This window comes from Arthrobacter sp. UYEF20, assembly GCF_040546335.1.
Classification (GTDB): domain Bacteria; phylum Actinomycetota; class Actinomycetes; order Actinomycetales; family Micrococcaceae; genus Arthrobacter.
In genome coordinates, this window is sequence record NZ_JBEPNP010000040.1 from 1 (window position 1) to 13,745 (window position 13,745).

Here is a 13,745-nt window from a genome sequence, read left to right on the forward strand (position 1 = left end):
GCAACTCCAGCTCCTCGCCCGAAGAAGCGAGCGCGACGGAACGCCCGGCTAGCGATCGCATACCGGGCACTGCGGGCTGTCCCGTACAAGGTTCCTCAAAGTGGACACCGCGCCAGTGGACCAGGCATCGTTGTCGGGGTTTGGTTGTTCGTGGCACAATCTGCGAATGCCCCTTATTCAGGTTTTAAATGCGTCGCCAGCATCTACCGAAAAAAAGCGGCAGCTGTTGGCCGCGCTGACAGCTACCTACGCCGAAGTCATGGAGATCCGACCGGACACCATCCGAGTCGTGCTTCACGAATTACCTCGAGAGAACTGGTCAGTGGCCGGAGTAACACTTGCCGATTCCGGCCAGAATGAAGCAACCTGACGACGGCCCGCCGGACTGCAGTCGCCCTCTCAAAGCGCCCGTTCAGGGTTCCCCAAACGAAGGTCAAAAGCGTCCGCTTGCAGCGCACTAGGATTGAGGTCCGCACCGCTCACGATACCTGGCATGTGCACGTACTTACGCTAGCTACACCCTTACAAGCTGAGAGTCCGCTCGGGGTGAAATGGGTATGACGCATGACGAGTCCGAGTCTCAGCCAATGGCCTCCTAGCGACCGCGAATACCGTCGATCAGAAGTGACGGCGCTCGTCGGAGTTGGCGACGCAGTTTGGCAGCGCGCCGCCAACGAGGTGCTCCTTTGGAAGGTAAAAACCGCGAGTGGGTTTGCCGTGGACTCCACGGGCGCCCCACAGTCCGCAAAGCCTTCCTCGTCGCCCACGTCATCAACTGGACCTGGTACGACCAGTTCAATCACTTCCCGGCCACCACCGAAATCTATGACGAACTGGCAGCCGATCAGCCCCGGCACGCCAACAGCCAAACAGTCGTCGCCGCCTCGCTGTACCCCGCCATCATCACGCTCACCGCCGCGATCAGCTCACCCCACTGGGCCGAAATCGCCCACTCACGCCACCCCGATCAATTCCTGGACCGCATCAGTGTGGAAGTCACCAACGGCTGGTACCCCGCGGAGCCTCATTGGATGGACACCGACTGGCTACCCGGATTCCTCGGACCCGACACCATCAGCGCGCCCAGGCCATGACGGAGCTTGGCCTCGGAGTGCCATCAAACGGTACTCGTTCCATGTTCCATACAAGGTCCCATCCTCGGAACCGGACCGGCCTTACGGGACGCCGAAGCCCGGAATGTGAGGTGTCGGTAGCCTTCTCGCTGATGCTGAGGGGTAATAGGCTTTGTTCATGTCACGAAGCGGTGCCGGCAAAAGACTAGAACCGAAGATGACTGGCGGCGGCTTTCGGTTCATGATGACCATGGCGTGCATTATGGTCGCGTTCGAGGTGATTGTCCTGGTTCTTCGTCTGTTCGATCCTTGGGACAGCGTGAACTACTGGTACATTGCCATGATCCTCGTTACAGCTGGACTTGTCGGAAGACTTCTATACGTACGGCGCCATGACTCGGCGTTTTGGGACGAGGAAGAGGCTGAGCGAGAACGATGGAATCAAAGGGGAAGACAGTTATAGAAGGCCTCCACCAGGAGAGGTCACTGACGCTTCATTCAAGGTTCCGTAAGGCATTGACTATGAACTCTCGTCCGCGGCAGGATTCTGCGATTTGGGTCAAGAAGTGAGACAAATCGGGAGAATCTGTCGCACTTCAGTTGATCCATCCCCATAGTTCGGACGCTCTATGGGTCACTTGAGGTGAGACAGGAAAGTTGGCAAGAATCTCAATAGACATGGCAACCTACGGGTTTTCAACCTGTGTCTCACTTAAGGTGGCAACATGGGTGCCTTGAGATCGTTGCCGGTGAACGCGACGGATTCCGTGCATGTGCTGGGCCGTTTTGAGGCTGGGGTTTTCGATGCGGCACTGCCGGGCGATGTCGGCGCGCGGCTAGTGTCGGTGTTGCCGGCGCGGTCGTTCTTCGCGTGGCCGGGAAAGCGGAACTACGAAGGCTCGTGGTGGTCAAGCACGGTCCGCGCTCATGTGGGGTTCGAGAGCTTGGTTGGGAGCGAGTTCCTTCGGCCACAGTTACCAAGTCACTCACAAACACGTCGCCGTAGCCCTACGCCTTGGTCCAGCTACGCAACAAGCTGAACACCGTTGGTCATGTGAAGGCACTCGTCCTGATCATTTGGTTAGTCGGCCGGGATCCCATGGCCTTTGCGGAGTCTTCCGTAAGACAACCCATAGAGGCCAGATCATGGTTCCCAGGATGAGCAGCGTCCCCCAGCCCAACCCGACAACGGACGTGTGGTTGACCAGCAGGCCGGTCAAGAGGAGAAGCACGCACCAGGCTGCGTAGAAGGCACGTCGTGCTCTCCGCTTCCACCATGCAAAGCCTCCGGAGACGTCGGAGGGCGCCTTTCGGTCGGGAGTAGCGAACTGGGCAACCATGAAGCCTGTGATCAGGGACCCCACGAGGAAGGGCGGCAAAAGTCCCAGGGCAACACCACCAGCAACCACGAGGACGACCGCGAACACGAGCCGGCGCACGGCGCGACGAACCGCTGGGCGGAGTCTTATCTCACCCGGTTCTTCGTTCACAGCATCAGCATCCCATCAGGCTGGGGCGTCATGAACGAATAGTAATGCCGAAGACCTGATCAACAGCCGTACCAAGGACACCACACCGTTGTCGCCAGCCGCCCGTCGGGAACTACCAGCCGCGTCGGCCAGCGGACCACCCGCTCCTTTGCGGAGTTGCCAACTTAAATGAGACGGACATGGCTAGCTCTGTCCCAGTAAGCTTGGCAAAACCCCACGTAGGGCGTTGCCAACTTCACTGAGACCGGACACTGTCTTGTCTCAAGTTAGTTGAACCATTTGCCCGGCGTGTCTCACTTTAGGTGACGCATCCTGGCCGCTGGGATGGCTAGAATCCGGGCTATGGGACGCTCGACGGCGGCGTCTGACACTCTTGCCGGGCAGCACCGTCAACGGCGCCCCAATAACCGCCTTACTGGCGGATTGCTGGATGGTTCCGTTTGAGCTTGTCCGGCCCATCCGTTCGCCGGCAGCATTCAAAGGGCAACGCAACGTTCGAATCCTGGTGCGAACATGATCACCTGATGTGCATGGACTTTGACCCGGACGTTGTCGGTATCTCATCCCAGCCGCATCGCCTGGCCTGCACCGCTCCCCCGGGATTCGCACGTCCCGGATTATTTCGTCCGCCGTGGCGACGGTCCGCTGTTGTGCTCGACGTCCGCCCGGACACCCGGGTGAAGCCAGCAGATCAGAACTTTCCAGACAACCAAGAGCCTTACGCTGAATCCAGCATCAGCAGACCGCTACGCGAAAACGGGCCGCCTCTTGACAGGCCCAACTCATCGATCTAGCGTGTAAGTTATCCCTTACGTAAGAAGGTGCTTACATGGTCGCACAGGACCGACTCAGTACGGCGTTCGCCGCTTTGGCGGATCCGACTCGCCGCGACATCCTCATGCGACTTCGAAGCGGCCCCCTCACCGTGAGCGATCTGGCGGTGCACTATCCGATGAGCAGACCCGCCGTTTCTCAGCATCTGACGGTGCTCGAGAAGGCGGGGCTCGTGGCACGAGATCGGAGGGCGCAGTGGAACGATTGCTCGCTCGCGACTGCCAGCTTGGATGAGGCGGCCGCGTGGATCGAACAGCAGCGCGCTGACTGGATTGAACGGTTCGACCTGCTCGACGAGCATCTCAGGCGCCGCCGTGAACACGACCGCGCGACCGACAACCACAGCGAAGGAGACTAACGATGATCGACGCGTCCAAGGGCTTCACCCTCGTCCGAAGGTTCGAAGCGACCCCCGAGGAGATCTGGAAGGCGTGGACCGACCCAGACTCCGCAGCGCAGTGGTGGCATCCACGGGGAGCGAGCACACCTCGAGAAAAAGTAGAAATCGACGCACGGGTGGGTGGCCGCTACACGTACACGATGGTGAACGACGCCACCGGCGACACGGTAATCACCGGCGGTGTATACCGCGAAGTCGCGCCGTTCGAGCGCCTCGTGTTCACCTGGGGCCACCCGAACAGCGACCCAGATGACACTCCAGTCATTACGGTCACCCTCGAGCCGGTTCATGAAGGCACGCGCATGACATTCGATCTGCGCGGCGTCGACGGGAGCAAGGGCGATGGGTATTTCTACGACGGATGGCAGGAGGTGCTCGTTTCCCTCGGGGATTACCTGGGACAGTCCCAGATCGCCCGGTGAGGGATGCGGCTGAGATCACCGTGCAACGGAGATGCAGCTGGATTCGAATGCGAGATCCTCGAGCTCGATCCCTACACACGAATCGTTTTCAACTGGGGTTACGTCGGGCCGGATCGGCTCGACGGCCCCACCTTCGATTCGCGACGCACGCTCACGTTCACCGAAGAACGGGATGGCACAACAACGTTGACGCTCGTCCGCGAACACCTCGATGACCTCTACGCAGCGATGCCCGGCGTCGCTGACAACGTCGGTCCAGGTGGACTGATGTTCTCGACAAGCTCGCCACGCTCGCTGACGCCGGCTGGTGGGCACGCAACAAGAAGGAGACGAATATGCGCACTCTGATCGTGACTGAATGGATGACACTCGACGGCGTCGTCTAGTCCCCCATCTACCCAGACGAAGACACCGAGGGCAGTTTCGCGCACGGCGGAGGGCACGCGCAATATTTCGACGACGTGTCGATGAGCCGCGTCGTCGCGAGCGTGACGACGGCCGACAGCTACCTGCTCGGCCGCCGGACTTATGAAGTGTTCGCGGCCCACTGGCCACACGCATCCGCCGAGGAACAAACACTCGCGCAACCGCTGAACTCACGTCCCAAGTACGTGGCCTCTACCACTCTCACCGAACCACTCGGGTGGCGGAACTCGACCCTGCTGCGCGGTGATCTCGGCACTTCGGTGCGCACCTTGAAACAAACGGGGAACGGCGAACTGCTGGTGATCGGGAGCTCTGACCTCGTGCAAAGCCTGCTCGAAGAGGACCTGGTCGATGAGTTCCGGCTGATGATCGACCCGCTACTTCTCGGCAGCGGCAAGCGACTCTTCCCCACTGACGGCCAGGCCAGGCCACTGCGACTCATCGAAAGCCAGCAAACATCCACGGGAGCGATTCTCGCAACGTACGTCCCGGCGCACGCGTGAGCGTTGCTCAAACGGGACAAGGTGACGCGGCCTCCGTAAGTCTGCCAGTCCGGACTCTTTCTTCCCTACGGGCCGGTCAGTGCCTAGGGGCGACGGCGATCTCCTCGCCGTCGACGGCGAGAAACGGCGCGTGGCGGTCCATGATCAGCAGGTAGATGACGGCGGCCAGGATCGCGCCGACGAACCAGGAGAAGCCGGAGATATAGGTGAACGCAGGGACGAGAGCCAGCACCAGGGCGACGATCGCAGCCGGTGTACCTGCGATGACAGCCTTCCGGTTGATGCCACGGGTGTACGCATACTGCCCGTCGGGGGACTCCGAGTACAGGTCCGGAATGTTGACCCTGCCCTTCCGGACCAGCCAGTAGTCGGCCATGATCACGCCGAACAGCGGCCCCAGGAGGGCACCCAGCCCGCCGAGGAAGTAGACGATGACCACGGGCGAGTTGTACAGGTTCCACGGCAGGATCACCAGGCCGACCACCGCGGAGATGATGGCCGCCTTGCGGAAGTCCAGGGTCCGCGGAAAAAGATGGGCCAGCGTGTAGATGGGCGCCACGAAGTTGGCCATGAGATTCACGGCCACCGTCAGGATGATCAGGGCCAGGCAGGCCAGCACCAGCAGGAATGTGTTCGGGATGGCGTTGACGACGTCGGTGGGCGACTCGATGACCGTCCCGTCGATCTTGTACCGGGCGCCGGAGAGGACGACGACGATGGCGGCGAAGAAGAGCATGTTGATAGGGATGCCGAAGAAGTTGCCGCGCACCACCGACCGCTCTGAGGGCGCGCCCCGGGTGAAGTCGCAGAAGTTCAGCACGAACGTCCCGTAGACGACCACCCATAGCGCCGCGGACTGGAAAATCCGCACCCACATCTCAGTGCCGGTCAGCGAATCGGCGGTGGACCAGGCGATGGACCCGCCGGCCTCCACCAACATCCAGACGGCCAGCGCGAGCATGGTTACCAGGATGATGGGGCCGGCGAAGGCCTCGTATTTGCGGATCATCTCCATGCCGAAGCTTACGATCACCGTCTGCACCGCCCACAGCGCAAGGAACGAGATCCAGCCCAGCGTCGAGAGTCCGAGGAACGAGTTCGTATCGAGCGGCGCCAGGGACGGCGCGAGGGCCAAGATGAGCACCCGGAGCACCACCGAGGCCAGGTATGTCTGGATGCCGAACCAGGCCACGGCCACGGCGCCGCGGACGATGGCCGGGATGTTGGAGCCCCGGATGCCGAACGCGATCCGGCTCATGACCGGGAACGGCACGCCCGTCCGCTCGCCCATGAACCCGGAGAGGTTCAGGAGCAGGAACAGCAGGACGGCGCCGAGCAGGAAGGCGAGCATGATCTGCCAGGCGCCCAGTCCCAGGGCGAACAGTCCCATGGCGAACACGTAGTTACCCAGCGAGTGCACGTCGTTCGCCCAGAGCGTGAAGATGCTGTAGGCGTGCCACGTGCGGCCCTTGCGCGTGGTGGGGGCTAGGTCCACGTTGTAGAGTCGGGGGCTCACGCCCGCAGGCACTTGGTCCGGGACAGCTGGCCCTCCCCTGGCGATCTCCTCGACCTCGGGGTCACCAGTGCCCCACGGCTCCGGGTCAATCAGATGCGGATGTCCGTGCTCGTCGCGCGAGCTGGGACTGTGCTGGTGGGACATGGTGCAGACCTCCGTTTGGCGGAAAAGGGCGTTGCCCGGGTTTGGGCCGGTGTTAGACGGGAACCGTGCTGCCGCTGCGGGAACGCCGACCTTGTCGGGGTGACGCTCACGAACGCTGAATTTCGCATTGCGGAAAACAGCTTTCGTTTCGTGAAACAAATGTAGCTGTGGTGCAGGTCACAGTCAAGAGTTCCAAGCGTGCCGGGGTTCGGCTTCGCAGTGCGGCGTTCGCTGTTCCGGGGATCGCTCAGCTCTCCCCGCGCCGGATGAGCCTGCCCCGGGTGAGTCGAAGTCCACCCCGCCCCGCAGATAGGTCTTGCGTACTTACCCGGACAGCGCCATTCCCTTCCCGCCGGCCGGCTGCGTTTTGAGGTGCAGGTGGAAACGCCGCAGCTCATCCTGGGCCCCGGAGAACTTTGACGGTGGCCGTCGATATTCACCCAGTGACTGGCTAGAGTCAGTGCAATCGTGATGTGGAGTTGGCGGCAGCTCAACCCAATCCGCCTTCACGTTCAGATCCATACGTTTGCATCCGCACCATGAAACTGAATGAACCCAGGAGAAAAACGCAATGACGTATACCGTGAACTGCTCCATTCTGCTGACGGAGCTGCCCCTGCTGGAGCGTCCCGCCGCGGCGAAGGCTGCCGGCTTTGACGCCGTAGAATTCTGGTGGCCCTTCGAGGCCTCCGTCCCCGGCGACGCCGAGATCACCGGCTTCGAGCGGGCCATCACCGACGCCGGCGTCCAGCTCACCGGCCTGAACTTCAATGCCGGCAACATGCCGGGAGGGGACCGCGGCCTGGTGTCCTGGCCTGCCCGCTCGGCCGAGTTCCTGGACAACATCGACGTCGTCGCCGGCATCGGCGAACGCCTGGGCTGCACGGCGTTCAACGCCCTCTACGGCAACCGCATCGACGGCGAGTCCGCCGACAAGCAGGACGCCATCGGCACCGAAAACCTCGCGACCGCTGCCGCCGGCGTCGCCCGCATCGGCGGCACCGTCCTGCTCGAGCCGGTCAGCGGCGCCCCCAAGTACCCGCTGCTCACCGCCGCCGACGCCCTGAACGTGATCGCCCGGGTCAAGGCCGAATCCGGTGCGGAGAACATCAAGCTCCTCGCCGACTTCTACCACCTGGCCGTCAACGGCGACGACGTCGCCGCCGTCATCGAGAACCACGCCAAGGACTTCGGCCACATCCAGATCGCCGACAACCCCGGCCGCGGAGCTCCCGGAACCGGTGAGCTTCCCCTCGGCGAATGGATCGCCCGCAGCCGCCAACTCGGCTACGAAGGCTACATCGGCCTCGAATACAAGGAACCGGCCGAGACCGCCTTCAACTGGGTGATCCCCGAACGCCCCGCCGCCCACTAACGACCCGCCAAACCCCCACAGCACCTGAGCTAACGGGACTTCAGTAAAGGAACCACAATGAGCAATGTTGCAGTTATCGGACTCGGAATCATGGGCCTGCCCATGGCCATCAACCTCGTCAACGCCGGCCACACTGTCACCGGCTTCAACCGCAGCCAGGACCGGATCGACGCGCTCATCGCCGAAGGCGGCCAGGGCGCCACGAGCATCGCCGACGCCGTCAAGGACGCCGACGTCGTCATCACCATGGTGCCGGACTCCCCGGACGTCGAAGGCGTCGTCGGCGGCCCGGACGGACTGTTCGCCAACGCCAAGCAGGGCACCTTGTGGATCGATGCCAGCAGCATCCGCCCGGACGTCGCCAAGCGTCTGGCCGACGACGCCAGGGCAGCCGGCATCCGCGCCCTCGACGCCCCGGTCTCCGGCGGCGAGCAGGGTGCCATCAACGCCGCACTCTCCATCATGGTGGGCGGCGAGGCAGCCGACTTCGAGGCAGCACAGCCGGTCCTGACCGCGGTCGGCAAAACGATCGTCCACGTCGGCCCGTCCGGCTCCGGCCAGACCGTCAAGGCAGCCAACCAGCTGATCGTCGCCGTCAATATCGAGGTCCTGGGCGAGGCCATCGCCTTCCTCGAGGCCTACGGCGTGGACACCGACGCCGCCCTCAAGGTCCTCGGCGGCGGGCTTGCCGGCTCCAAGGTCCTGGACCAGAAGGGCCAGAAGATGCTCGACCGCGACTTCGAGCCCGGCTTCCGCCTCGCCCTGCACCACAAGGACATGGGCATCGTCACCTCCGCAGCCCGCGAAGCCAACGTCTCCATCCCCCTCGGCTCCCTCGCAGCCCAGCTCGTCGCCGCGACCGTCAACCAGGGCGACGGCGGACTGGACCACTCCGGACTCTTCAAGCAGGTCCTCCAACTTTCCGGCCGCAAGTAAGCTGACGGGCACGCCAGCCAGCTGCCAGCTGCCGGGAACAAGCTAACGCGCAGCCAAAAACCCCTCGTCACAGGGCATTCAGAGCCCCGCGCCGGGCACCACAGCAGACTTTCAAGGAGTACACCATGACGAAGATGCGCACCGTAGACGCAGCCGTCGCCATCCTGGAAAAGGAGGGCGCCACCGAGGCGTTCGGCCTGCCAGGCGCGGCGATCAACCCCTTCTACTCGGCCATGCGGGAGCACGGCGGGATCCGCCACACCCTCGCCCGGCACGTGGAAGGCGCCAGCCACATGGCTGACGGCTACTCCCGGGCCAAGGACGGCAACATCGGCATCTGCGTCGGCACCTCCGGCCCCGCCGGCACGGACATGATCACCGGACTCTACGCCGCCTGGGCGGACTCCATCCCGATGCTCTGCATCACCGGCCAGGCTCCCGTGGCCAAGTTGCACAAGGAAGACTTCCAGGCCGTGGACATCGAAACCATCGCCAAGCCGGTCACCAAGATGGCCATGACCGTCCTGGAACCGGGCCAGGTTCCGGGCGCGTTCCAGAAGGCCTTCCAGCTGATGCGCTCCGGCCGCCCCGGCCCGGTGCTGCTGGACCTGCCGTTCGACGTGCAGATGGCCGAGATCGAATTCGACATCGAGACCTACGAGCCCTTGCATGTCGAGAAGCCCCGGGCCAGCCGCAAGCAGCTGGAAAAGGCCCTGGACATGCTCACCGCCGCCACGCACCCGCTGATCGTCGCCGGTGGCGGCATCATCAACGCCGGCGCGTCCGCGCAGCTGGTGGAGCTGGCCGAGCTGCTGAACGTTCCGGTCATCCCGACCCTGATGGGCTGGGGCGCCATCGCAGACGACCACCCGCTGATGGCCGGCATGGTGGGCCTTCAGACCTCGCACCGCTACGGCAACGAGACCATGCTGGCCGCGGACTTCGTGATCGGGATCGGCAACCGCTGGGCCAACCGCCACACCGGCGGCCTGGATACTTACACGGCCGGCCGCACGTTTGTGCACATCGACATCGAGCCCACCCAGATCGGCCGGGTGTTCTCCCCGGACCTGGGCATCGCCTCCGACGCCGGCGCGGCACTGGAGGGCCTGATTGAGCTGGCCCGGGAGCGCAAGACGGCAGACACCCTGCCGGACTACTCCGGCTGGGTTGCCGAATGCACCGAGCGCAAGGGTTCCCTGCAGCGCAAGACGCACTTCGAGAACGTCCCGATCAAGCCGCAGCGCGTGTACGAGGAGATGAACCGCTCCTTCGGCAGGGACGCCACCTATGTGTCCACCATCGGCCTGTCCCAGATCGCCGGTGCCCAGCTGCTGCACGTCTTCGGCCCGCGGAAGTGGATCAACGCCGGCCAGGCCGGTCCGCTGGGCTGGACCGGCCCGGCCGCGCTGGGCGTGGTCCGCGGCAAGCCGGACGAGACCGTCGTGGCCCTGTCCGGCGACTACGACTTCCAGTTCATGATCGAGGAACTGGCCGTGGGCGCGCAGTTCAACCTGCCGTATATCCACGTGGTGGTGAACAACTCCTATCTGGGCCTGATCCGGCAGTCCCAGCGCGGCTTCAAGATGGAACAGAACGTGTCCCTGGCCTTCGAGAACATCAACTCCACTGATCTCTCGGCGAACGCAAGTGGCTACGGCGTGGACCACATCAAGGTCGCCGAGGGCCTGGGCTGCAAGGCCCTCCGCGTGGAGGACCCCAACGTCCTGCCTGCAGCGTTCGACACGGCCAAGGCACTCATGGGCGAGTTCAACGTCCCCGTCGTGGTCGAAGTGATCCTGGAAAAAATCACCAACATCTCCATGGGCACCGAAATCAACGCCGTAACCGAGTTCGAGGACCTGGCCGAACACGGCGAGGACGCCCCCACAGCGATCATCGCGCTGCTGGACTAGTCCATTGATAGGAGGCTCCGGAATGCGCGTTGTCATTGCCCCTGACAAGTTCAAGGGCTCACTCTCCGCCCCGGACGTTGCCCGGCACCTGGAAGCCGGGCGCCGTGGTCAGCGGACCCACCGGGCAGCTGCTCCGGGCCGAGCTCGCGGTCCGCGGACGCGAAGCCGTGATTGAAATGGCCGCCGCGTCCGGGCTCGCCGTCCTCCCGGGCGGCGGCCCGGACTCCACAAGCGCCAACAGAGCCACCAGCCTGGGCAGCGGGGAACTGATCCGGGCAGCACTCGACGCCGGCTGCCGCCAGATCATCCTGGGCATCGGCGGCAGCGCCAGCACTGACGGCGGCGCAGGAGTCCTGCAGGGACTCGGCGCCAAACTCCTGGACGCCGACGGACGGGACGTCAGCACGCTGGACAACGCCCTGGCCAACTTCGTGCAGGTCCTCGCCAACGAAATCGGCCCCCGCGCTGTGAAAGCCGCGGACGCGCCGGGAGCCGGAGCGGCCGGCGGTGTTGGCTACGCTGCCATCGCGGTGCTGGCCGCGACGCGCAGGCCGGGCATCGACGTCGTGCTTGAATTCACCGAACTCGGGCAGCGGCTTGCCGGTGCGGAACTGGTGATCACCGGCGAAGGCAGCCTGGACGAACAAAGCCTCCTCGGCAAAACACCCATGGGCATTGCCCGGGCGGCCGCCCGGGCGAACATTCCGGTGATCGCCGTCTGCGGGCGCACTACACTGGGCCGCAAACGGCTCAGCGAATCCGGCTTCGCCCAGGTCTATGCCTTGAAGGATCTGGAAGCCGATGTAGACAAATGTATAGCCGAAGCAGGACCGCTTCTCGAATTATTGGGCCAAAATATTGCAACACGATGGTCAGTTTCAGACGAAGACGCCTGAATCCGAAGACAAGGAGAATCTCCATGATTGACGAACCAACGGCATCGATTCAAACCGGCGCACGTTATGATCTGGTCATCCGCGGCCAGCGCGTCCTCACCACGGCCGGCATCGCCGCGCGTGAAGTGGGCGTCCGGGACGGCGTGATCGTGGCCATCGAGCCCCTAGGCAACAGCCTCACCGGCACCGAGGTCATAGAACTCGCGTACGACGAGACCCTGATCCCCGGGCTGGTGGACACCCATGTCCATGTCAACGAGCCCGGCCGGACCGAGTGGGAGGGGTTCGCCTCCGCGACCCGGGCCGCAGCGGCCGGCGGGGTGACCACCATCATCGACATGCCGCTGAACAGCATCCCGCCCACCACCAACGTTCAGGCGCTGGATCTCAAGCGCAGCGTGGCCCGCGATCAGGCGTTCGTCGATGTCGGGTTCTGGGGCGGCGCGATCCCGGGAAATACCGGAGATCTGCGCGGTCTGCACGATGAGGGCGTGTTCGGCTTCAAGTGCTTCCTGCTGCACTCCGGCGTGGACGAGTTCCCGCACCTGGACGCCGAGGAAATGGAAAAGGACATGGCCGAGCTCAAGTCCTTCGATTCGCTCATGATCGTCCACGCTGAGGACTCCCGGGCCATCGACCGCGCCCCCTCCGCCGGGGGCGATCACTACGACAGGTTTCTGGCCTCCCGCCCGCGCGGGGCCGAGAACAAGGCCATCGCCGAGGTCATCGAACGCGCCCGCTGGACCGGGGCCCGCGCGCACATCCTGCACCTCAGCTCCTCGGACGCGCTGCCCATGATCGCCACCGCCAAGCGCGACGGCGTCCACCTCACCGTGGAGACCTGCCCGCACTACCTCACGCTCATGGCCGAGGAAATCCCCAACGGTGCCACGGCGTACAAGTGCTGCCCGCCGATCCGCGAGGCCTCCAACCGGGAACTGCTCTGGAAGGGACTCCTGGACGGCACCATCGACTGCATCGTCTCGGACCACTCCCCCAGCACCCTGGACCTCAAGGACCTGGAAAACGGCGACTTCGCCGTCGCCTGGGGCGGCGTCTCCTCGCTCCAGCTTGGCCTGTCCCTGATCTGGACCGAGGCCCGGCACCGCGGCATCCCCCTGGAGCAGGTCCTGGAGTGGATGTCCACCCGGCCGGCGCAACTGGCGCGGCTGGTGCGTAAGGGCCAGCTGGCCTTGGGCTACGACGCGGACTTCTCGGTCTTTGCGCCGGACGAGGCCTACGTGGTGGACGTCACCAAGCTCAAGCACAAAAACCCCATCACCCCCTACGCGGGCAAAGCCCTCTCCGGGGTGGTCCGCCAGACCTACTTGCGCGGAACCATCGTGGACGGCAAAACGCCCACCGGCAAACTCCTGCGCCGGGGCCAGAGCTAACGCACCCAACTCGGGCTAGCCGGATGGGCCCTGCCTCCGACCGTGCCCAGCACGCGCTCGGATCCTTGTACCGTTCATAGGCAACGACCTCAGGCAACCCTGAACTGACAGGTCAACTGAGACAGAGGGAAGAGTCCCGTAGTGTCCTGTCTCATCTAAGTTGAAGCATGAAAACCGCGGAATCTAGCGGATTGCGCCAACTAACGGTTGGCACATTTGGCCCGGTTGTCTCACTTTAGTTGACGCAAATCGGAGAATCCGGCGTCAGCCGGGGTGCAAAGCGATCTAGCTGCCTATGATCGGGCTTCGGGACTGTCCCGTAAAGGGAACCTTGTACGGGACAGCCCGCAGTGCCCGGTATGCGATCGCTAGCCGGGCGTTCCGTCGCGCTCGCTTCTTCGGGCGAGGAGCTGGAGTTGC

General features: G+C 63.8%; 11 protein-coding genes and 1 pseudogene. 11 read left to right on the forward strand and 1 reads right to left on the reverse strand.

What is annotated here, in order from left to right; genetic code table 11:
* Positions 1-100: 100 nt before the first annotated feature.
* From ABIB26_RS22685 to ABIB26_RS22710, 6 genes are all read left to right on the forward strand, one after another.
* Positions 101-370: a tautomerase family protein gene (locus ABIB26_RS22685; RefSeq protein ID WP_354248350.1), complete on the forward strand. Its 270-nt coding sequence runs from the start codon at positions 101-103 to the stop codon at positions 368-370.
* Between the two features lie 316 nt (positions 371-686).
* Positions 687-1,094 (forward strand): hypothetical protein, encoded by a 408-nt coding sequence (locus tag ABIB26_RS22690; RefSeq protein WP_354248351.1) that lies wholly within the window; start codon positions 687-689, stop codon positions 1,092-1,094.
* Between the two features lie 2,298 nt (positions 1,095-3,392).
* Positions 3,393-3,755, forward strand: a complete 363-nt coding sequence (locus ABIB26_RS22695; RefSeq protein WP_354248353.1) for an ArsR/SmtB family transcription factor — start codon at positions 3,393-3,395, stop codon at positions 3,753-3,755.
* A gap of 2 nt (positions 3,756-3,757) precedes the next feature.
* The gene (locus tag ABIB26_RS22700) at positions 3,758-4,219 is read left to right on the forward strand and encodes an SRPBCC family protein (protein ID WP_354248355.1); all 462 of its coding nucleotides are present in this window, start codon (positions 3,758-3,760) and stop codon (positions 4,217-4,219) included.
* A gap of 3 nt (positions 4,220-4,222) precedes the next feature.
* The gene (locus ABIB26_RS22705; RefSeq protein WP_354248357.1) at positions 4,223-4,567 is read left to right on the forward strand and encodes an SRPBCC family protein; all 345 of its coding nucleotides are present in this window, start codon (positions 4,223-4,225) and stop codon (positions 4,565-4,567) included.
* A 44-nt stretch (positions 4,568-4,611) separates the two neighbouring features.
* Positions 4,612-5,148, forward strand: coding sequence for a dihydrofolate reductase family protein (locus ABIB26_RS22710; RefSeq protein WP_354248367.1), 537 nt, complete (start codon positions 4,612-4,614; stop codon positions 5,146-5,148).
* 76 nt (positions 5,149-5,224) lie between these two features.
* On the opposite strand, the gene ABIB26_RS22715 is transcribed toward ABIB26_RS22710, so the two are convergent.
* Positions 5,225-6,808, reverse strand: coding sequence for an NCS1 family nucleobase:cation symporter-1 (locus tag ABIB26_RS22715; protein WP_354248358.1), 1,584 nt, complete (start codon positions 6,806-6,808; stop codon positions 5,225-5,227).
* Between the two features lie 571 nt (positions 6,809-7,379).
* On the opposite strand from ABIB26_RS22715, the gene ABIB26_RS22720 reads away from it, so the two are divergent.
* From ABIB26_RS22720 to allB, 5 genes and pseudogenes are all read left to right on the forward strand, one after another.
* Positions 7,380-8,183, forward strand: a complete 804-nt coding sequence (locus ABIB26_RS22720; protein ID WP_354248359.1) for a hydroxypyruvate isomerase family protein — start codon at positions 7,380-7,382, stop codon at positions 8,181-8,183.
* Between the two features lie 57 nt (positions 8,184-8,240).
* Positions 8,241-9,119, forward strand: a complete 879-nt coding sequence (locus ABIB26_RS22725; protein ID WP_354248361.1) for a 2-hydroxy-3-oxopropionate reductase — start codon at positions 8,241-8,243, stop codon at positions 9,117-9,119.
* 125 nt (positions 9,120-9,244) lie between these two features.
* Positions 9,245-11,035: a glyoxylate carboligase gene (gcl, locus tag ABIB26_RS22730; RefSeq protein ID WP_354248363.1), complete on the forward strand. Its 1,791-nt coding sequence runs from the start codon at positions 9,245-9,247 to the stop codon at positions 11,033-11,035.
* Positions 11,036-11,057: 22 nt separating this feature from the next.
* Positions 11,058-11,931, forward strand: a pseudogene (locus tag ABIB26_RS22735) (glycerate kinase).
* Between the two features lie 23 nt (positions 11,932-11,954).
* Complete coding sequence (allB, locus tag ABIB26_RS22740) at positions 11,955-13,325, forward strand: allantoinase AllB (protein WP_354248365.1); 1,371 nt, start codon at positions 11,955-11,957, stop codon at positions 13,323-13,325.
* The last annotated feature ends 420 nt before the right edge of the window (positions 13,326-13,745 follow it).